At 27.1% G+C, this 20195-nt stretch carries 21 protein-coding genes and 2 riboswitches; of the genes, 8 read left to right on the top strand and 13 right to left on the bottom strand.

The genetic code is table 11. The features are described 5' to 3' along the window. Positions 1–35: 35 nt before the first annotated feature. Positions 36–1337, bottom strand: coding sequence for a phosphomethylpyrimidine synthase ThiC (thiC, locus tag CHF27_RS06355; RefSeq protein WP_095406227.1), 1302 nt, complete (start codon positions 1335–1337; stop codon positions 36–38). 197 nt (positions 1338–1534) lie between these two features. Beyond that, positions 1535–1646, bottom strand: a riboswitch (TPP riboswitch). Positions 1647–1937: 291 nt separating this feature from the next. Here thiC and CHF27_RS06360 point away from each other — a divergent pair. Beyond that, positions 1938–3326: an MATE family efflux transporter gene (locus CHF27_RS06360; protein ID WP_095406226.1), complete on the top strand. Its 1389-nt coding sequence runs from the start codon at positions 1938–1940 to the stop codon at positions 3324–3326. A gap of 59 nt (positions 3327–3385) precedes the next feature. Here the strand turns inward: CHF27_RS06360 and CHF27_RS06365 are convergent, their stop codons facing one another. From CHF27_RS06365 to recQ, 4 genes are all read right to left on the bottom strand, one after another. Beyond that, positions 3386–3874 carry a threonine/serine exporter family protein gene (locus tag CHF27_RS06365; protein WP_095406225.1) on the bottom strand — a complete coding sequence of 163 codons (489 nt, stop codon included), beginning with the start codon at positions 3872–3874 and terminating at the stop codon, positions 3386–3388. A gap of 1 nt (position 3875) precedes the next feature. Beyond that, positions 3876–4637, bottom strand: coding sequence for a threonine/serine exporter family protein (locus CHF27_RS06370; protein WP_095406224.1), 762 nt, complete (start codon positions 4635–4637; stop codon positions 3876–3878). A 177-nt stretch (positions 4638–4814) separates the two neighbouring features. Next, on the bottom strand, positions 4815–5654 hold the full coding sequence (locus tag CHF27_RS06375) for a DegV family protein (RefSeq protein ID WP_095406223.1): 840 nt from the start codon (positions 5652–5654) through the stop codon (positions 4815–4817). Between the two features lie 118 nt (positions 5655–5772). Continuing rightward, positions 5773–8247: a DNA helicase RecQ gene (recQ, locus tag CHF27_RS06380; protein ID WP_095406222.1), complete on the bottom strand. Its 2475-nt coding sequence runs from the start codon at positions 8245–8247 to the stop codon at positions 5773–5775. Between the two features lie 192 nt (positions 8248–8439). Further along, a riboswitch (FMN riboswitch) is annotated at positions 8440–8560 on the top strand. A gap of 165 nt (positions 8561–8725) precedes the next feature. Between recQ and ribD the strand changes: the two genes are divergently transcribed. The 5 genes from ribD (at position 8726) to CHF27_RS06405 (ending at position 12710) form a co-directional block, all read left to right on the top strand. Continuing rightward, entirely contained in the window at positions 8726–9826 is a 1101-nt protein-coding gene (ribD, locus tag CHF27_RS06385; protein ID WP_243444962.1) for a bifunctional diaminohydroxyphosphoribosylaminopyrimidine deaminase/5-amino-6-(5-phosphoribosylamino)uracil reductase RibD, read from the top strand. After that, positions 9827–10480 carry a riboflavin synthase gene (locus tag CHF27_RS06390; RefSeq protein ID WP_095406221.1) on the top strand — a complete coding sequence of 218 codons (654 nt, stop codon included), beginning with the start codon at positions 9827–9829 and terminating at the stop codon, positions 10478–10480. Between the two features lie 20 nt (positions 10481–10500). After that, on the top strand, positions 10501–11694 hold the full coding sequence (locus CHF27_RS06395) for a bifunctional 3,4-dihydroxy-2-butanone-4-phosphate synthase/GTP cyclohydrolase II (protein ID WP_095406220.1): 1194 nt from the start codon (positions 10501–10503) through the stop codon (positions 11692–11694). A gap of 11 nt (positions 11695–11705) precedes the next feature. Then, positions 11706–12167 carry a 6,7-dimethyl-8-ribityllumazine synthase gene (gene ribH, locus CHF27_RS06400; protein WP_095406219.1) on the top strand — a complete coding sequence of 154 codons (462 nt, stop codon included), beginning with the start codon at positions 11706–11708 and terminating at the stop codon, positions 12165–12167. A gap of 123 nt (positions 12168–12290) precedes the next feature. Continuing rightward, a complete protein-coding gene (locus CHF27_RS06405) occupies positions 12291–12710 on the top strand; it encodes a hypothetical protein (protein ID WP_095406218.1) in 420 nt (139 codons plus the stop codon). 34 nt (positions 12711–12744) lie between these two features. Here CHF27_RS06405 and CHF27_RS06410 read toward each other — a convergent pair whose 3' ends face one another. Further along, on the bottom strand, positions 12745–14172 hold the full coding sequence (locus CHF27_RS06410; RefSeq protein ID WP_095406217.1) for an alanine/glycine:cation symporter family protein: 1428 nt from the start codon (positions 14170–14172) through the stop codon (positions 12745–12747). A gap of 288 nt (positions 14173–14460) precedes the next feature. Between CHF27_RS06410 and CHF27_RS06415 the strand changes: the two genes are divergently transcribed. Further along, positions 14461–15726: an ArsB/NhaD family transporter gene (locus CHF27_RS06415; protein WP_115976007.1), complete on the top strand. Its 1266-nt coding sequence runs from the start codon at positions 14461–14463 to the stop codon at positions 15724–15726. A 22-nt stretch (positions 15727–15748) separates the two neighbouring features. Continuing rightward, on the top strand, positions 15749–16207 hold the full coding sequence (locus CHF27_RS06420; protein WP_115976009.1) for a hypothetical protein: 459 nt from the start codon (positions 15749–15751) through the stop codon (positions 16205–16207). Between the two features lie 184 nt (positions 16208–16391). Here the strand turns inward: CHF27_RS06420 and CHF27_RS06425 are convergent, their stop codons facing one another. The 7 genes from CHF27_RS06425 to CHF27_RS06445 all read right to left on the bottom strand — a co-directional run bounded on the left by CHF27_RS06425 (position 16392) and on the right by CHF27_RS06445 (position 20195). Then, positions 16392–16931 carry a hypothetical protein gene (locus tag CHF27_RS06425; RefSeq protein WP_115976012.1) on the bottom strand — a complete coding sequence of 180 codons (540 nt, stop codon included), beginning with the start codon at positions 16929–16931 and terminating at the stop codon, positions 16392–16394. Positions 16932–17885: 954 nt separating this feature from the next. Next, positions 17886–17981, bottom strand: a complete 96-nt coding sequence (locus CHF27_RS14430; protein WP_243444963.1) for an Ltp family lipoprotein — start codon at positions 17979–17981, stop codon at positions 17886–17888. Between the two features lie 32 nt (positions 17982–18013). Then, on the bottom strand, positions 18014–18481 hold the full coding sequence (locus tag CHF27_RS06430) for an Ltp family lipoprotein (protein WP_243444964.1): 468 nt from the start codon (positions 18479–18481) through the stop codon (positions 18014–18016). A 177-nt stretch (positions 18482–18658) separates the two neighbouring features. After that, positions 18659–18832, bottom strand: a complete 174-nt coding sequence (locus tag CHF27_RS14190; protein WP_158534730.1) for a hypothetical protein — start codon at positions 18830–18832, stop codon at positions 18659–18661. Positions 18833–18900: 68 nt separating this feature from the next. After that, positions 18901–19167, bottom strand: coding sequence for a hypothetical protein (locus CHF27_RS06435; protein ID WP_095404456.1), 267 nt, complete (start codon positions 19165–19167; stop codon positions 18901–18903). A gap of 18 nt (positions 19168–19185) precedes the next feature. Continuing rightward, on the bottom strand, positions 19186–19563 hold the full coding sequence (locus tag CHF27_RS06440) for a hypothetical protein (protein ID WP_095404457.1): 378 nt from the start codon (positions 19561–19563) through the stop codon (positions 19186–19188). Positions 19564–19823: 260 nt separating this feature from the next. Beyond that, a complete protein-coding gene (locus tag CHF27_RS06445; protein WP_095404458.1) occupies positions 19824–20195 on the bottom strand; it encodes a NifB/NifX family molybdenum-iron cluster-binding protein in 372 nt (123 codons plus the stop codon).

Below are 20195 nucleotides of genomic sequence, written 5' to 3' on the forward strand. Positions count from 1 at the left end.
TTAACAAAAAATAAAGAGAACAAAACTTACTTTATCTAAATTAAATTAACTTCTTCGTTATTTAATATTTTTTTTACTGTTCTCATAGAGCACATTTTTCCACACATAGTACAGCTATCTTCATTAAAAGGTCTTGACTCTTGTCTGTACTTTTTCGCTTTTTTTGGATCTATGCAAAGTTTGAACATTTCATCCCAATCTAACTCTACTCTAGCCTTGCTCATTTTGTTATCCCATTCACGTGCTCCATATACATTTTTAGCTATATCTCCCGCATGGGCCGCTATTTTAGTAGCTATTATTCCCTCTTTCATATCATCTAAATTTGGTAATCTTAAATGTTCTGCTGGTGTTACATAACATAAAAAATCTACCCCTTTAGAACTAGCCAATGCTCCTCCTATTGCACTAGTTATATGATCATATCCTGGTGCTATATCTGTTACTAAAGGCCCTAACACATAAAACGGTGCTTGGTGGCATAATTTCTTTTCTAATATCACATTTGCTTCTATTTCATCTATAGACATATGACCTGGTCCTTCTATCATAACTTGTACATTTCTAGCCCATGCTCTCTTTGTAAGTTCTCCTAAAACTATAAGTTCATCAATTTGAACTGAGTCTGTGGAATCTTGTATACATCCTGGTCTGCATGCATCACCTAAACTCACTGTAACATCATATTCTTCACAAATATCTAAAATCTTATCGAAATTTTTATATATAGGATTTTCTTTGTCATTTAGCTCCATCCATGCAAATAGTAAAGACCCTCCTCGAGATACTATATGAGTTAATCTATCATGATTTTTTATCTTATTACAAACACTTCTAGTCATACCTGCATGTATTGTTATAAAATCTACACCATCCATTGCATGTTGCTTTATTACATTTAAAAGTTCTTCTTCTGTTATATCTTTTAAATCTTTATCTAAAAATCCTACTGCATCATACATAGGTACTGAACCAATCATGGCAGGTGACATTTCTATTAACTTGTCTCTAAATTCTTTAGTTTTTCCATAGTTACTTAAATCCATTATTGATTCGACTTTCATATCTATTGCAGTTCTAACTTTTTCAAGCTCCAAATCTACATTTTTACAATCTCTTGAAATTCCTAGATTTACATTTATTTTTGTTCTTAGATTTTTACCTACACCTTCAGGACTAATTGATTTATGATTTTTATTTGCAGGTATAACTACTTGACCTTTTGATATTAATTCTCTTAATTTATTTACATCTATATTTTCTTTCTTTGCAACTATTTCCATTGCCTTAGTTGTTATTCCTTTGCGAGCTGCATCCATTTGTGTTGTATAATTCATTTTATCTACCCCCAAAATTATTTTAATATTAGGGTAATACTTATAAAGGGTTTAACTTTGCTTAGTATGATGTATATTTACTTTTGATGATTTCTCCTTGAATATTAAGATATAAACAAAAAAAATGCTCATCCTTATATTCAAGGAAAGCACCTTATATTTTTACGTATAAAAAAAAAGCATCTTATAATATCGTAAAATTATAACTAAAGCTTCCCTTCGCAAGCATTACCTTGATCAGGTTGTTAGGGTTCGTAAGTTGAGGCTTAATCTCTCAGCTAGCCAATTCTAGCTCCCCTAGCTCTAAATTTCTATTATTTACAATTTGAGTATAACACAGTAAAATTTATGCTTCAACATTATATTCCATTTTTTGTATTATAATTAAATTAGTTTTCTTATTTTTTTATTTTATAATATTTTTTTGTTGACTTATGAATATGCTAAGTATATAATTATATAGGTTTTCTTAAATACATAATATTTTAAACTGAATATATTTTATATACATTTTTTGTATATGAGTGTTGAACATCCACTTGAAAAAAACCTACAAGTGGATGTTTTTTTATGAAAATAACAATAAGTAGGAGGGATTTAATGATATCAAGCACTATATCAAATTTCAAAAAAGACAAAGAATTTTACAAGCACTTATTTTTAATTACATTACCCATAGCTTTACAAAATTTAATAACATCATCACTTAATATGTTAGATACTATGATGATAGGAAAAGTTGGTGAAATTGAGCTTGCTTCTGTTGGTATAGCTAATCAATATTATTTTCTATTTTCATTATTAGCAAATGGTGTAGCTATCAGTTCAGGAGTACTTATAGCACAATTATGGGGTAAAAAAGATACTCAAAATATAAAGAGAGTATTATCTAAATCACTATTTTATAACATAAGCTTAACTTTAATATTTATGGTATTAGGATTATCTATTCCCGAAAAAATAATAGGTTTATTTAATAACGACCCTACCGTAGTTAAAATAGGAGTTCAATACTTATATATAGTAGTTATAAGTTATATATTTACAACTATATCATTTACATTTGCAGCAGGTCTTAGAAGTATTGGAAATACCAAACTTCCTATGTGGGCTAGTTTTATTGGTCTTTTGATTAATGGAGTTTTAAATACTCTTTTAATATTTGGATTATGTGGTTTCCCTAAATTAGGTATAAGAGGAGCTGCAATAGCTACATTAATTGCTAGGTTAGTTGAATGTCTAATAGTTATTATATCTGTTTATACTAAAATAGACGTACTGAAAATAAAACCAAAATATGTATTTTCGCTACCAAAATCACTATCTTCTACTCTTTTAAAAGTTAGTTTACCAATTCTTTCAAATGAAGCTTGCTGGGCTCTAGGAAATATTACTTATACAGCTATCTATGCTAGAATAGGTACTAGTGCCACTGCATCTATTCAAATTTGTAGTACTATAATGAATTTATTTATGATAGTGGCATTTGGACTTTCAAATGCTGCTGTAGTTATAATTGGAAATGAAATTGGTGCAAGTAGAGAAAATAATGCTATTGAAGCTTCAAAGAAGATATCAAGCTTATCATTAAAGGTATCAGTTATATTATCTATATTAATAGCTGTAACTGCTAAACCTGTAGTATCTTTCTTTAATGTTTCTAATGAAGTTAAAATTTCTTCTCAATATATTTTATATATATATGCCCTTGTAATGATAGTTAAAGTTTATAATGCTGTCATGATAGTTGGAATATTAAGAGGTGGTGGAGACGCTACTTACGGATCTGTACTTCAAGCACTTACTTTGTGGTTAATAGGTATTCCTTTAGCATTCTTTGCTGCATTCACCTTAAAACTACCTGTTTATGTAGTAGTTGCATTTACTGCAGTTGAAGAATTAACTAAGTTCTTTATAATGATAAAAAGATTTAAGTCATTTAAATGGATTAAAAACATGGTTAATGATGAATCTAATGTAGTTATTTAATTTACTTAAAAATAAAGGCTGTTTTAAAATTTTTAATTTTAAAACAGCCTAATTTTTTATTAATTGTTTTGTACATCTGGACTGTGATTATCCACCCTAACGAATTTTTTCACTATACTTGCATATATCTTATTAAATTTAATGTTCCTAAATAAAGTTGATACAAGTATTACTCCTAAAGCAAGACCTCCAGCACTAGATAATGTATTTATTCCACAATCTATAGCTTCCATATAATTTCCTCTTAAAAATTGATACATCGTATTATATACTCCATATCCAGGTACTAGAGGTATTAAACAGCACACACTTAATATTGTTGCTGGTGTTTTATATATTCTTGCACATACTTCACAATAAATACTAAAACAAATTGAAGCTATGAAAAATGCTGTACTTACCTTAAAATCAAATCCTAAGAAAAGTTTATATACAAACCAACTTAATCCGCCCCCAACACCTGCTACAACTAAATATTTACCTTTTACATTAAAAAGTACTCCAAATCCTACAGATGTAAGGAAGGCTGCTATTACTTCTAAAATCAAGCTAAATCCCCCCTAAATTAAAATATAAATGAAGTACTATACCCGTTCCAACCGCTATAGCAACTCCTACGAAAAATACTTCTGCTGCTTTTGTAAGTCCTGAAATCAACTGACCTTCTATTATTTCTCTAATAGAATTAGTTAAGGAAAGACCTGGTACTAAAAGCATTATACTTCCAGCGATTACTTTATCTATTTCTTTAATAATTCCAAAATCTAAAAGCACTAATGAACATATCGCTATAATTGCACCACAAATACTATTTATAAAAAACTCATTTAAAGAAGATTTTGCAAGTGCCATAATTATTAACTTTACTATAACTCCAACTATAAAAGATGATACTATATCGTTAAAATTACCCCCAAACAAAAGTGCAAATGCAGATGTTGCTATCCCTGATGCTAATAGCGTCATATTTACTGAATAATAATCATCAACACATAGTTTTTGTAATTCTGATTCACAATCTTCTAAGCTTAATTTTTCTTTATTTATTCTTCTTGATAAAGAATTAATATTATGAACTTTGTTTAAATCAGTTCCTCTTGAATTTATTCTTTTAACTACTGAATGAATTTTTCCTTGTATTGATACTGATACCATAACTGCTGTAGGTGTGGCAAACACATCTACTTCATCTACTTTAAACGCTTGGCATATTCTAGATATTGTCTCTTCTACTCTATAGGTCTCTCCCCCGCTCTGTAGCATTATTTTACCAGCATTGGATGAGAAGTTTAATAACCTGTTTATGTCCATAAAAACTCCCCTCTCTCTTATTACAATATTTTTCATTATAACATATTCATTAATACAAAATAAGCTATTTTAGCCAAAAAAAACACAAAGAATACGTTTTCATATTATTTGAAATAGTCTGTAAAACAAAAAAATTAGTTCTATTTTAATTAGAACTAATTTTTTTGATATCTATTTCTAGCAACATGCAATTCCTAATATTGCTGGACCTGTATGAGCACATATACAACTTCCCATTTTCACAGATATTATATCTGATATACTACATTGTTTATTTAATTCATTTTTTAATAATTCAATATCTTTATCATTATCTCCGCATCCGATTACTACTTGTTTACCATCAAGATCCACTCCGTGATTATTTTTTATACTCTCCACTAACTTTGATATAACTTGTTTCTTACCTCTAGCTTGACTATTTAACTTTATATATCCTTCTTCTATTCCTAAAATTGGTTTTATATTAAGTAAATTACCTATGGTAGCCTTAGCTAAAGATAATCTCCCACCTTTTTGCAAATATTCTAAATTATCTACCGTGAAAAGAACCGATATATTTTCTTTTATGTATGTTATATGTTCTATTATTTCTTCGATAGTTCTTTCTTCTTTTAATAATCTAGCTGCTGACAATACAATTGCACTCATACCAATAGATGCTGATAAACTATCAAAAGTATAAATTTCTCCATCTATGTCATTCTTTGCCATTACTGCGCTTTGATATGTTCCTGACATATTAGAAGAACCACCTATATATAAAATTTTTTTACCTTCTTTTATGTATTTTTCGAACACTTCTCTAAAGTGAGCATATGTTACTTGTGATGTTTTTGGAAGAACTTCGTTCTCCCTAAGCATCTTATAAAATTCCTCTTTCGTTATATCTATTCCGTCCATATATTCTTTATCTCCAAAAACTATACTTAAAGGTACAACATCTATATCATACTCATTTATTAATTTTTGTGGTATATCAGCTAATCCATCACAAACTATTTTAAAATTATTCATATATCCTCCATTGTTACTTTCATTTTAACATTTTTATTTATATTAGTTATTATTACCTAATCTTAATAAATTATCATCATTTTCCTTAAATTTCAATATTTTACAAAATTATTTATTTTTAATTTTCATAATTTATGTCTTCTAAATATTTTTCAAGTATAACAGCTCTAATACTTTCATATTTAACATATTCCGGTAGATGCTTTTTTATAGCACTGATTTTTTCATACCCTAAGTCTTTACATACATCTAAAATCAATACTTTTTCTTCTTCATTATAAAATTCTTTTAAGTCTATTTTGAATTTAATTTTATTTTTATCACTTATATAATCACATACATATCCTAATACTGTAGATATTGGACTTTCTATATCTTCAGATACTTCTTTTACAGTTTTACCTTCATTCAATAGATCTAATGCTATTTCATTATTCTTTCTGCTTTCTCCATCTATAATCAATTTTAATCTTTTTTTATCTTCCCACTTAATTTCTATATTATTTTCTTGAACGTATTGATTTATTATTTCTAAAATTGCCTTTCCATATTTACTGATTTTAACAGGACCTATTCCTGATATATCATTTAAATTATCTTCATTTTGAGGATATCTACCACTTATTTCTTTTAATGAATTCTTTGAAAGTATATTATATGAAGCTACCCGTTCTTTTTTTGCACAAGAATATCTAAACTCCTTAAGTTTTTCATACAATTTTTCATCTGTTTTTACAAATAAATATTCTTCATCTTTATTATTATTTTGATTTTTAATTTTATCATTATTATCATTCTTACTAATGTTATTTTCTGTAATATATTCAAGTATTATATTTTCAAATAATTCACCGTATTTTTCGTACTTAATTTCACCTACTCCAGATATAGCAATCATCTCTTCTTTATTAGTAGGATATTTACTTGACATAGCTTTTAACACCCCATCTCCAAATATCATATACGGGGCAATTGACTGCTCACTTGCAATTTTACGTCTTAAATCTTTTAATAATTCATATAAATTATCACTTATGTTTAGAGCCTTAGTAACAACAACTTCTTTAAATTCCACTTTTAAGTTGCCTTTTATAACATCCGCTGATAATTCATTTAACCTTATAGTTGGATAACTTCCTTTGAATCCCAAAGTTTCAACTAAATCTAAAAATCCATGAGATACTAATGTATTTATAAATGTTTTTAAATCTTCACTTGAATAATCTTTCATAATTCCATATGTTGAAAGACTATCAAATTTAAATTCTAAAACTTTTTTATTCTTAGAGCCTCTTAACACATCTACTATCATATTTATACCATAACTTCTTTTCATTCTAGCTATACAAGATATCACCTTTTGTGCATCTAAAGTTTTATCAACTATTTCACCTTCATTTAAACAGTTGCTACAATTATCACAATTATCATTTATAGTTTCTCCGAAATAAGATAATATACTTTTTCTATAACAGTCATTACTATACACTAAATCAACCATACTTTGAAGTTTTTTATGTTGAAATAACTTTCTTTGTGGATTTTCTATACCTATATCAATTAAATATTTTTGTATATGTATATCTCCTGGAGCAAACAATAATACACATTCACTTTTTTCACCATCTCTACCTGCTCTACCTATTTCTTGATAGTAATTTTCTATACTTTGAGGCATATTATAATGTATTACCCATCTAACATTAGGTTTGTCTATACCCATTCCAAAAGCATTTGTAGCTACCATTATATTTATACTATCATTTATAAATTCTTCTTGATTTGACTTTCTTATTTCCTGCGATAAACCAGCATGATATCTTTGCACTGAGACATTTCGCTTTAACAGACCTTCGTATATATTTTCAACTTCTTTTCTAGTAGCTGCATATATTATTCCAGATTCATCTTTATGATTTTGTACATATTCAAGAAGGTATCTATTTTTATTAGATGATTTGACTATATTTATAGATAAATTTTCTCTATCAAATCCAGTTATATATGAGTCTGGATCTTTCAAACTTAATATTTTTATAATATCTAATCTTACTTCATTGGATGCTGTTGCCGTAAAAGCAGTAACTATAGGTCTATTATCTAATGAGTTTATAAATGAATTTATTCTTGTATAGCTTACTCTAAAATCATGTCCCCATTGAGAAACACAATGTGCCTCATCAACAGCTACCTGACTTATATTTTTACTTTTTATTATCTCTACAAATTCAAAAGTATCTAATCTTTCTGGTGCTACATAAATTATTTTATATTTATCATTTTTTATATTTTCAATTACATCATTAAATTCCTTTGCTCCTAATGAACTATTTATAAAAGTTGCATCAATCCCTACCGTTTTTAGAGCATCTACTTGGTCTTTCATTAACGATATTAGAGGTGATATTACTATAGTTATTCCTTCTAAAATCAGAGCTGGTATTTGATAACATATTGACTTTCCACCTCCTGTTGGCATGATTGCAATAACATCTTTTTTGTTTATTATTGAATTTATTATTTCTTCTTGTCCACTTCTAAAACTTGTATATCCATAATATTTTGATAATATATCTAAAGGTTTTATATTCATAAGTTACACTCCTTTTTTCGAACTAGCGTTTGTAATTATAGTCAATGTATGACTTATATATTCCAATATTGTTATAAATCACTTATTCTATATTACCATAAATAGCTTATTTAAATTGGCTTATTATATATTGTCATAAATTTCATTTGCCAAATTAGTTTTTGTGTGTTACATTTTAAATATAATTACATAGAAAATCTTCAGGGCAGGGTGAAATTCCCGACCGGCGGTAAAGCCCGCGAGCTAAAGTAAATTTAGCAGATTTGGTTAAATTCCAAAGCCGACAGTAAAGTCTGGATGAAAGAAGATATTATTAGGAATTAAGTATATTTCATGTTGCATTAAATTTTACATTAGTTTATTTTTTGTATGCAAATATAATAATTTCTTATTTTAGATACTTTTAAGCCCTGAGTTTGTCTTAGGGCTTTTTATATTGCGATTTTTTAACTTTAATAATAAAAGAAGGTGAAATAATTTGAAAGAAAATGATGTATTTTTTATGAAAAAAGCACTTAAGCTGGCAAAACTCGGCAATGGTTTTGTAAGTCCCAATCCTCTTGTTGGTTGCATTATAGTAAAAAATAATAAAATAATAGCTACAGGATATCATCAAAAATTTGGCGAAAATCATGCTGAGGTAAATGCAATAAAAAATTGTACTGAAAACTTAGAAGGCTCTACCCTTTATGTAAATCTAGAACCTTGTTGCCATTATGGAAAAACTCCACCTTGTGTAGATATCATTATTAAAAATAAAATAAAAAAGGTTGTAATTTCTACACTAGATCCAAATCCTTTAGTTTCTGGATGTGGTGTAAAAAAATTAAGAGATAATAATATTGATGTAGAAATAGGTATTTTAGCTGAGGAAGCATTAAAACTAAATGAAGTATTTTTTCACTATATAAAAACTAATAAGCCTCTATGCATAGTTAAAAGTGCTATTAGCTTAGATGGAAAAATTGCTACAAAATATAATGAGTCTAAATGGATTTCAAATGAAAAATCTAGAAATTTAACTCATCAATATAGACATAAATATCAATCTATAATGGTTGGAATTAATACAGTTATAAATGATAATCCTTTATTGACTTGTAGGTTAAGTAAAAATGTATCTCATCCAATAAGGTTAATTATTGATACTAATTTAAAAATACCTATAACTAGCAATGTAGTTAAAGATAAATCTTCTAAAACTATAATATTTACTTGTAACAATGATACTTCAAAAATAAATATCCTAACTAGAGAATGTGTGGATATTATAATTTGTCCTATAAAAGACAATAAAGTTGATTTAGACTTTGTAATAAAAAAATTAGGTGATTTAAATATATCATCAGTTTTAGTTGAAGGTGGGGGTAACTTAAACTTCAGTTTATTTAAATCTAATTTAGTAGATAAATTAAAATTATTTATATGTCCTAAAATTATAGGTGGAATTAAGTCTCCTTCTTTCGTATCAGGTGATGGTATAGATAAATTATGTGATGCTACTAATTTATTCATCTATAACATTAAATCAATAGAAAATGATATTTTAGTTGAAGCTGATGTCTTAAAGGAGGTCTAAATGTTTACAGGAATAATTGAAGAAATAGGAATTGTAAAAAAAATAACTGCTACTAAAAAAAGTGGAGAAATAACTATATGTGCAAAAAAAATTCTAGACGATTTAAATTTAGGAGATAGTGTTTCTATAAATGGAGTTTGTCTTACAGTTAATGATATAAAATCATCTGAATTCACAGCTGATATTATGATGAGTACCATAAAATGTACGAATTTAGGTAATTTAAATCCAAATGATAATGTGAATTTAGAAAGGGCTATGCGCTTGTCATCTAGGTTTGGTGGTCACATTGTTACTGGTCATGTTGATACAACTGGTATTATTACAAATATTGAAAAAGTAGAAAATTCAATATTACTCACTATAAAAACAAATAATACTTTTTTTGAGAATTTAATTTTAAAAGGCTCAATTACTATCGATGGAATTAGTTTAACAATTTGCTTTATGGATAAAACCTGTTTTAAAGTATCTATTATCCCTCATACACGAGAAAATACTACTTTAGCAAGCAAAAAAATAGGTTCTGTTGTAAATCTTGAAGGTGATATTGTAGGTAAATATATTAAGAATTTTCTTAATTTTGAAAACAGTAAATCTATTATATCTTCAAATATAAATAAAGATTTTCTATTTGAAAATGGTTTTAATTAAAAATTTTAAGGAGTGATTTTATGTTTAATACTATCGATGAAGCTATAGAAGATATAAAAAATGGAAAAATGGTAATTGTAGTAGATGATGAAAATCGAGAAAATGAAGGTGATTTATTAATGGCTGCACAAATGGCTACTCCACAATCTATAAACTTTATGGCTACTTACGGTCGTGGTTTAATTTGCCTTCCTGCTACAGAAGATAAATTTCGAAAAGTTAATCTTCCTTTAATGGTTACAAAAAATACAGATACTTTCCAAACTGCATTTACGGTTACTATAGATGGAATAAATACTTCTACTGGTATTTCTGCGTATGAGAGATGTGAAACTGTCAAATTATTTTGCAATGAGAATTGTACTATAGATAATTTAAAAACTCCAGGTCATATATTTCCTTTAATGGCTAAAAACGGAGGAGTATTAGTTAGAAATGGCCATACTGAAGCATCTGTGGATTTAGCTAGACTTGCTGGTTTTTCTCCTATTGGTCTTATTTGTGAAATAATGAAAGATGATGGGACTATGGCAAGAATTGATGATCTTATAAAATTTAAAGATATTCATAATTTAAAAATTATAACTATAAAAGATTTAATTAAGTATAGAAAAAAGAATGAATTAACTATAGATGAAATTGCTAGTGCATCTCTTCCAACTAAATATGGTGAATTTAAAATTATAGGTTATAAAGATATATACTCTAGTGATGAACACGTTGCTTTAGTTTACGGAGATATTAATATAGATGATGCTCTTGTTAGGATACATTCAGAATGTTTAACTGGAGATGTATTTAATTCATTAAAATGTGATTGTGGAAATCAACTAAATAAATCTATGGAAAAAATCCAACAAAATGGAAGTGGCATAATTATATACCTAAGACAAGAAGGACGAGGTATAGGTCTTTTAAACAAAATAAAAGCTTATCAACTTCAAGATAAAGGCTATGACACTGTAGAAGCAAATCTTCTTTTGGGCTTTGATGAAGATTTAAGAGACTTCTACTTCGCTGCTCAAATTTTAAAAAAATTAGAAGTTAAAAATATCAAGCTAATAAGCAACAATCCTGAAAAGTTTAAACAACTACAAGATTATGGAATAAATGTAAAAGAAAGAATTTCTATTAAAGAAGATATAAATAATTTCAATAAAAAATATTTACAAACTAAAAAAGAGAAAATGGGTCATATATTAAATATTATATAGGAGGTACCATCATGGTATTTGAAGGTAAATTAAATGGTAAAAATCTAAAAATAGGAATAGTAGTTTCGCGTTTTAATGAATTTATAACATCTAAACTATTGTCTGGAGCAAAAGATTGTCTTATTAGACATGAAGTTTCTGATGAAAATATAGAAATAGCTTGGTCTCCTGGAGCTTTTGAAATTCCTTTAATAGCTCAAAATTTAGCTCAAACTAAAAAATACGATGCTATAATTTGTCTAGGTTGTGTAATAAGAGGCGCTACATCCCATTATGACTATGTTTGTAATGAAGTCTCTAAAGGTATTGCTAAAGTATCATTAGACACTAATTTACCTATTTTATTTGGAATACTAACTACTGAGAATATAGAGCAAGCTATTGAAAGAGCTGGTACAAAAGCTGGAAATAAAGGCTATGATTGTGCTATGAGTGCTTTAGAAATGGCAAATTTAATTCAAAATATTAAATAATATCTTTATGTATTGTTTATTTTTATACTTATATATACATATATTTTAAATATCTATTATATAAATTTCAATCATCATTCTACAATATAATTAAGTAATATAAAATTTGCGGAGGTATATCTTATGCAACAAGAATTATATTTAGATTTAAATGATGAAAAATTAAAACTTATAAAAAAATATTCTTTAACTTTAAATGAAGATTTAATTTGGGAATGCAAACACAAAAAATATTCAACAGTCAAATATTTTTCTCATAAATTTGCAGTTAAGCATTCTACTCTTGCGCTTTTGTTTTATATATATAAACTTTGTTACGCTAAGATAAAATACTTTGAAAATAATTTCAATAAATTTGAACCGTATAAATTCAGTTATTTAGATGGATTTATTAATTGTGATTTGTACGATATGGAGTTTATATTACATAAACCCAGTAATATAATGATTGATTTAAGAAATTTACAAAATATAAAAAGTGTAGATAAGTTTAAAAATTTTTGTGATTATCTAGAAAGTTTTGAAAAAGCTGCCTTAATATGAAAACTTTCATATTAAGGCAGCTTTTTATTATATATTATCCTATTTTTTCTATTTCCAAATTTGTTTTCCATTCTGATATATTTTCAAGCCCTTCTATATTCGATGCATCAAATATAGGATCTTTTATACCAGCTTTTTTTTGTTTAGTATAATCTTTTAAAGCAATGAATGCGTACTTTCCTAAAAATGCGATTGCTATTAAGTTTATTATCGCCATTATTCCCATAGATAAATCTGCTAAGTTCCAAACTATATCAACTTGAGTTACTGACCCAAATAAAACCATTGCTATTACTAAAACTCTAAATATATTTAATATGATTTTGTTATTATTTATAAATTCCATATTTGATTGTCCATAATAATAATTTCCTACAATTGAACTAAATGCAAATAAGAATATACATACAGCTATAAATATACTACCTATAGGTCCTATATGATGATTTAATGCTACTTGAGCTAATTCTATACCTTTCAATCCTACAGTTGCATAGTCTGAGTATAAAAGTACCATAAAAGCAGTACAAGTACATATAACTATAGTATCTGTAAATACACCAAGTGCTTGTATTAAACCTTGTTTAACAGGATGTGTTACATGAGCTGTTGCAGCTGCATTCGGTGCACTTCCCATACCTGCTTCATTTGAGAATAATCCTCTCTTGATTCCTGTAAGAACCATTCCTCCAAACGTACCTACTGCCATTTCTCTAAACCCAAATGCACTTTCAAATATCATCTTTAACACATTTGGTAATTCAGTTATATTTAATGCCACTACTAATAATGCAACAAATATATATAAAACTGCAAATACTGGTACTATAAATTCTGATACCTTTGCAACTCTATGAACTCCTCCTAGTATTACTAAACCTGTTAACACAGCGATTACTATCCCTATTGTTAATCTACTTACTCCAAAAGCACTACTAAATGCTAATGAAACTGTATTTGCTTGAACTGCATTAAATACAAATCCATAACAAATTGTTATAAGAATTGAGAATAGTATTCCCATCCATCTCTTACCTAAACCTTGTTCCATGTAATATGCTGGTCCACCTCTAAAAGCATTACCATCTCTTACTTTAAATATCTGTGCAAGTGTACTTTCAACAAAACTTGATGCAGATCCTATTATTGCTATAAGCCACATCCAAAATACAGAACCAGGACCACCTGTTACAACCGCAATTGCAATACCTGCTATATTACCAGTACCAACTCTTGAAGCTGTACTTATACAAAATGCTTGGAATGAAGATATCTTCCCTTCTTTCTTAGCATCTTTAGAAGAACCATCTCCTAATAGTATGAACATTTCTTTAAAATATCTAAATTGAACAAAATTTGTTCTAAATGTAAAATAAACTCCAAGTATAATTAACATACCTATTAATATATATGTCCATATAAAATCATTAACTTGAAGAATTAATTGATTTAATGTTTCCATTTTAAATACCTCCTTCTATATTTTTAATAATTTATCGATTTTCAAAAATGAATAATATTTTTTTTAAATTTCAATTTACATTGATTATACGCTATTTTTAAATAAAATTCAATAGCGAAAATGCAAAATCATTTTTTATCGTTGCAAATTTTCAAATTTAGCATTATATTTTTTATTACCATTAAATTATTAATAATTCTTTATTTTGCTGTTTTACTTATTATTTCATTAAAAAATGTAGTAAAAATCACTGCTATATACTATATTTAAATATAGGGGGTGATAACTTTGGGAATACAACAAATAATAGCTATAATCATTTTCTTATTAGTCATGATTGCTATTGTGACTGAAAAAATTAATAGATGTGTAGCTGCGATGGGTGGAGCTTTATTAATGATACTATTTAATATACTCCCTCTAGAAAATAGCATTAGCCATATAGACTTCAATACTATCGGGGTGTTAGTTGGTATGATGTTAGTTGTAGCTGTAGTAAAAAATTCAGGTTTATTTGAATATGTAGCCATAATTACAGCAAAAAAATCTAAAGGAGATCCATGGAAAATCATGGTTTGCTTTATTTTAATAACAGCATCATTATCAGCTATTTTAGATAATGTTACAACAGTTTTACTTATTGGTCCAATGACTATTGTTATTACTCAAATATTAGAACTAAATCCAATTCCTTATTTAATAACACAAATAATTGCATCAAATATTGGTGGTACATCTACCTTAATAGGTGACCCTCCTAATATTATGATTGGGAGTGCAGCTAATCTTAGTTTTACTGATTTTTTAATTAATCTAGGTCCTATTGTTATAGTAATACTATTTATCACAATAATATGTTTTAAGTTTATTTATAAAGATAAACTTATAGTAGATGATAAAGCAAAAATAAAAATTTTAAATCTTGATGAAAAAAAAGCTATTAAAGATAAACCATTACTTATAAAAAGCCTTTTAGTAATGTTTTTTATACTTTTAGGTTTTATGTTCCATAGTGTAATTCATTTAGATTCTTGCGTTGTAGCATTACTTGGGGCAACTATTCTTTTGATTATTGGAAAACAAGATGTCGAAGAAATTATATATAGTATAGAATGGCCTACAATAGCATTCTTCATAGCATTATTTGTAGTTGTTGGCGGATTAGAAGAAGCTGGTATAATTCATAAACTAGCTACAGTTTTAATAGATTTAACAGATGGGCATATTATGCTTACAACTTTGATAATTTTATGGCTCTCAGCAATTATATCTTCATTCTTAGACAATATACCATTTGTAGCTACACTTATTCCTCTTATAATGACCATGTCTGCTGAAGGAGTAAATGTAATGCCTTTATGGTGGGCGACTTCATTAGGTGCCTGTCTTGGGGGAAATGGTACTTTAATAGGAGCTTCTGCTAACGTTGTTTTATCTAGTGTCGGTCAAAAGCATGGCTATCCAATAACATTTAAAGATTACTTTAAAATAGGATTTCCTCTTATGATTTTATCAATAATAATCTCTACTATTTACATAATTATAAAATTTTAATATAAAAAGGATGTGCTTTTAAATGAATGTAAACACAGCAAAAGGCGACTCCATAGAAGTATTATTAAGACAAATAGGAGCTACTCAAATAACTAAAGTAAGGGGTATACTTTATTTTATAAAATTTAAACTTAATGAAAAGGTAGAACTATCATATGTTTATAATATAAATGCAAAAAACAAATATTTTTTACAGCGTATTAAACCCTATCCTATTACTCAAGGTATTTTTACAGATGAGTACGAAATTGTATCCTTTATAAAGGAAGATTTAAGTAAGTTTAATAATGTTCAAAATAGAAATACTTTTGACTCTTTTTTAGATTTAAATAATAAAATTATTAATACTGCTGATAATCTGGAAAATTTATTTTTAAATTATGTGGTTAACGATGATGATTTTAGTAAATTAGACAAATCACTAAACGATATATTATATCTTATAGAAAACATAGAAACTAACTCTAAACAAGACCTTTAAAAAGATGAGTTAATGAAAAAAAGAAGCACTTAAACATGATGCTCTAAAGGATTATCTTGGTTTAAATAAAAATTAAGCTCCTAATTATCTAGGAGCTATTTTTATATTCATAAGTGCTCATGTTTGACTATAGTAGCTTAGGCTAAATTTACTCTTTTTTTAATAAGAGAGCATAAAATTCACTTTAGTTTATATTAGATTTAGCTTCTTGAAAGTTTGCTATGAATAAATTAGCTTCTTTTATATGCTTTTCATATTTTTCTAAGTACTTGTATTCTTGCTTATCAATATATTTTATTCCATCTTTACATGCACTACTTAAAGTATTAAATGCAACTTGTAATTCATTTAATGCTTTGTACTCTTGGCTATCTACTTCATATTCTCCTTTTATTTCAACAATTTTAGTAAAAGCCATTTCTGATATGTCTCTTGTTTGCGCAAAACTTTTTTGCATAGCAATAGGATCATTTTCACTAGCTATTTTATCAATACCTTCTAAATGATTAGAATACATTTTATCATAAGTATCTAATGTATCTATTAATTCCTCTTTGCTTCGAGAAGGTTCTTTCTTTTGTTCTACAGCTACCTCTTTAATCTCTGAATGTTTATTCTTATCTATATTACTGTTGTCATTAGGAACAAACATTCCTATTATCGATAGTACTATAATTCCTGTAATTATTTTATGCTTTTTAGCTAACTCCTTAATTTTATCCATTCAATGAATACCCCCTTTGAAAATATCTTTCTATTTATAGAGTAAAACATATAAGTGGTCATGGCAATTTTAATATTAAGTAAATAAAATAAATCATTATATAAATTATTTTTTATATAATGACATGCATAATTTCAATGTTGTTTTGCATACATTTACTTATTTTATCTAAAATTCCATCTATCTTACTTTCCATATTTTCTACATTACCTTTTTTATCTCTTATTAGATAATTCTTTTAAATCATCTACATACATCAACTTTTGTGTATTCATCATCAGTTTCTTTGTATTTGTATTCAGGTGCTAGTTGCAGAAACGCTTAAAAAAGCACTTAAAAGTCCATTTACAAAGTCGATTAAAAATTTTAATGTTATAAGTCCTAAATCAACTATCTTGATTTGTAAATAATATCTTTATAATAATTTTTATCGGAGGTAATTTAATATGGATTTTCTTTGTTTTACTGCATTTGGAACACTCGGAATTATTTTAGAAATGATGTTAAAATAAAGGATTACATTAATATTTGTAGAAAGTTATATAATAATTATATTTTTATAATCCACTGTTATTTGAGCCTTGTGGAGTCCTATTTCCTTGGCTCTTTTAATTTTATTTAAACATTTTCCTCCATATCTTTTTTTATTAATATTTTAATATAGGTTGATATACCCATTATTTCAGCTTGTTTTAGCATATAATTCATTAACTCTATTTCTTGTATATTTTCTTTGAATGAAATCTGAAACCTATTGCCTTTTTTCGCTTGACTTATTAAGCTTCACCACCTTTTCATTATCTATAGTTAATATATATGGGAGCTTCATGAAAAATTTGCCTGTCGTCAATAAATTTTTATGAACATTTGATATAAGATATTATTTACATAATAAAAGCACCTAGTTCTTATACTAGATGCTTAAGTTGGTTTTTATATTTATAAAACAATATATTATTTCAGATTATCTACAGCATAATGTGCTTCTTCTTCTGTAAACTTCTCACCATATTCTGATATTAATTGGTCATAAATTGCACTTGAAGACATTGACATGTCTTTTTGATATGTCTGTGCTTTTTTTAATGCATTTTTTTCCAGTTGGCTTCTACATTATCTATAGCATATTGAGCAGCCTCTTGCGGAAACTTCTCTCCATACTCTGATGTTAACTGGTCATATACTCCATTCTTAGACATGCTCATAGTATCACTATATGTTTTTGCTTTTTTTAATGCAGACTTATATTCTGTTGGAACATCTTTCTCTACTTTTTCTTCCGTTGGAACATCTTTTTTAGTTTCAGTAGCTTCTATCTTTGCTGTTTCTGTAGTTCCACTATTATCAGTAGTAGGTGTAGTAGAATTGCCTCCCATACCAGAACCTATACCACTTAATACAAATATAACTAATATAAATGTAATTACTTTATGCCTCATAAAGAAATTTCTTTGGTCTTTACCACAATTAGGGCAACTTTTAGCATTCTTAGCTACTTCCTTACCACAAGCTTTACAGTTATGTATTAAATTTCTTTCCTTCTTATCCATTCTCATATCCCCCTTTTTTCTTTACCTAATAATAATTATACATAATTTTAATGTTACTTTTTGTCAAAAATTGTAATTTATAAGTAATAAAACTATTCTGAATCTTACTAGTTTTTATCTGATAAAGTAATATTTTTAGATATGCATAATAAAATAAGCTAGTACATCCGCTCTGTACTAGCTTTTATAAATTACTTTCTCTATCTCTTTAACTTCATTCTTCATTATATCTACTGATTTAATATCCGACTTTGGATTTATTGAAGTTTTACAAGACATTGTATTTCTGTAATTCGAAATATTGCCTAGCCCTAATAATTCTTTAAGTTCAATATCTATAGTTATCTTCATGATTTCAACTCCTTAAATTTGAACATAATAAAAGCACCTACCATTTACATCTAAATAAGTAAGTGCTTTTATTTTTCATTTTGATTATCTTTTTGATATAATATTTCATCATACAATTCATATAACTTAATACCCAATTTATTAACGGTATCTTGATTGTCTAATCCTTTGAGTACAATTTCATCATTAATAAGTAATTGTACTTCTCTAATATCTTCTTTTTTTATTTTAAATTCGGTATTAACATTTGTTTGAATTATGTCAATAACATAATCTTCAATCTCTGGAACATCAATTAATAACTTATATAATTTATTTTTTAATTTAAACTTCATGTAAATCACCATTTTCTATTATGGATTTGTTTGAATTAAAACACCTGTAATAGGATTGATTGTAACCATGCAATCATCAGTAATAAATTTTATACTATTTGGATCAGACTTTCTTAACCTAACAGTTCCATAAAGTAACGCATTCTTAACAACACCTTCTCTAGGTCTACCTGTTTTAGTATCTTTAGATGTGCCAAATACTCTTTCTATAAAATGTTTACTTTGTCCTGTAATCTTAATTCCATTTGATGCGTTTAATCCTACTATTTCATTTTCTATTATATTTTTATATTTCTTATAATCTTCAAAAGGTGTAAAAGCTGAAATCATATTGCTTAATCTGGACTTTTCATAATCTTTTAATAATTCCCATTCCTCAAGTTTATTATACTTCAACTCTTGGAACTTATCAAAGGTTTTAGGAACTTGATTTCCTAAAGTTTAGATATTCTCATGTACTTAAAGAAATGGATACAAAAGTTTCTAAAAATATATCAAATATTATGTTCGAATAATATCAGCTACTTATCAATAAAATGTCAGTAAAAATTAAAAATGTCAGTTTACGTCAGTAAAATATATACTGGCATAAACTAACAAATCTGTTTAAATACTAGTCATTTACACATTTGTATAAATTAATATTTATAGATTCCTTAATGATGACCGCATCCATCATGTGAGCATGTATGATTTTGAGGAAACTCTTGAAGTTTGTTTGTTTTAAGTAATTCTAAATTTTCGCCTATAGTTTCACCTTGTGCTCTATATACTTTTATTCCCATACTATTTAATTTCATTATAGCTCCTTGACCTATCCCTCCAACTACTACTGCATCTACTATATTTCCTTCTAATGCTTTTATAGGTTGGCATTTTCCATGTTCATGACCTAAATCCCCATTGTTTATTGAAGATACAGCTCCACTTTCTAAATCACAAACTACAAATAATGGTGCTGAACCAAAATGTCCATATGGTTTACTATCTAATCCTTTGTTCACTTCTACTGGTATACAAACTTTCAT

The sequence above is a fragment of the Romboutsia maritimum genome (genome assembly GCF_002251085.2).
Lineage (GTDB): Bacteria > Bacillota > Clostridia > Peptostreptococcales > Peptostreptococcaceae > Romboutsia_B > Romboutsia_B maritimum.

Coding starts and splice junctions, on each gene's coding strand:
- CHF27_RS14430 (WP_243444963.1), bottom strand. CDS start 17,981: ATGTCTTCAAGTGCAATTTATGACCAATTAATATCAGAATATGGTGAG.
- thiC (WP_095406227.1), bottom strand. CDS start 1,337: ATGAATTATACAACACAAATGGATGCAGCTCGCAAAGGAATAACAACT.
- CHF27_RS06360 (WP_095406226.1), top strand. CDS start 1,938: ATGATATCAAGCACTATATCAAATTTCAAAAAAGACAAAGAATTTTAC.
- CHF27_RS06410 (WP_095406217.1), bottom strand. CDS start 14,172: ATGGAAACATTAAATCAATTAATTCTTCAAGTTAATGATTTTATATGG.
- CHF27_RS06405 (WP_095406218.1), top strand. CDS start 12,291: ATGCAACAAGAATTATATTTAGATTTAAATGATGAAAAATTAAAACTT.
- CHF27_RS14190 (WP_158534730.1), bottom strand. CDS start 18,832: ATGAAGATAACTATAGATATTGAACTTAAAGAATTATTAGGGCTAGGC.
- CHF27_RS06435 (WP_095404456.1), bottom strand. CDS start 19,167: ATGAAGTTTAAATTAAAAAATAAATTATATAAGTTATTAATTGATGTT.
- CHF27_RS06390 (WP_095406221.1), top strand. CDS start 9,827: ATGTTTACAGGAATAATTGAAGAAATAGGAATTGTAAAAAAAATAACT.
- CHF27_RS06395 (WP_095406220.1), top strand. CDS start 10,501: ATGTTTAATACTATCGATGAAGCTATAGAAGATATAAAAAATGGAAAA.
- CHF27_RS06430 (WP_243444964.1), bottom strand. CDS start 18,481: ATGGATAAGAAGGAAAGAAATTTAATACATAACTGTAAAGCTTGTGGT.
- CHF27_RS06425 (WP_115976012.1), bottom strand. CDS start 16,931: ATGGATAAAATTAAGGAGTTAGCTAAAAAGCATAAAATAATTACAGGA.
- CHF27_RS06445 (WP_095404458.1), bottom strand. CDS start 20,195: ATGAAAGTTTGTATACCAGTAGAAGTGAACAAAGGATTAGATAGTAAA.
- recQ (WP_095406222.1), bottom strand. CDS start 8,247: ATGAATATAAAACCTTTAGATATATTATCAAAATATTATGGATATACA.
- CHF27_RS06370 (WP_095406224.1), bottom strand. CDS start 4,637: ATGGACATAAACAGGTTATTAAACTTCTCATCCAATGCTGGTAAAATA.
- CHF27_RS06420 (WP_115976009.1), top strand. CDS start 15,749: ATGAATGTAAACACAGCAAAAGGCGACTCCATAGAAGTATTATTAAGA.
- ribH (WP_095406219.1), top strand. CDS start 11,706: ATGGTATTTGAAGGTAAATTAAATGGTAAAAATCTAAAAATAGGAATA.
- CHF27_RS06375 (WP_095406223.1), bottom strand. CDS start 5,654: ATGAATAATTTTAAAATAGTTTGTGATGGATTAGCTGATATACCACAA.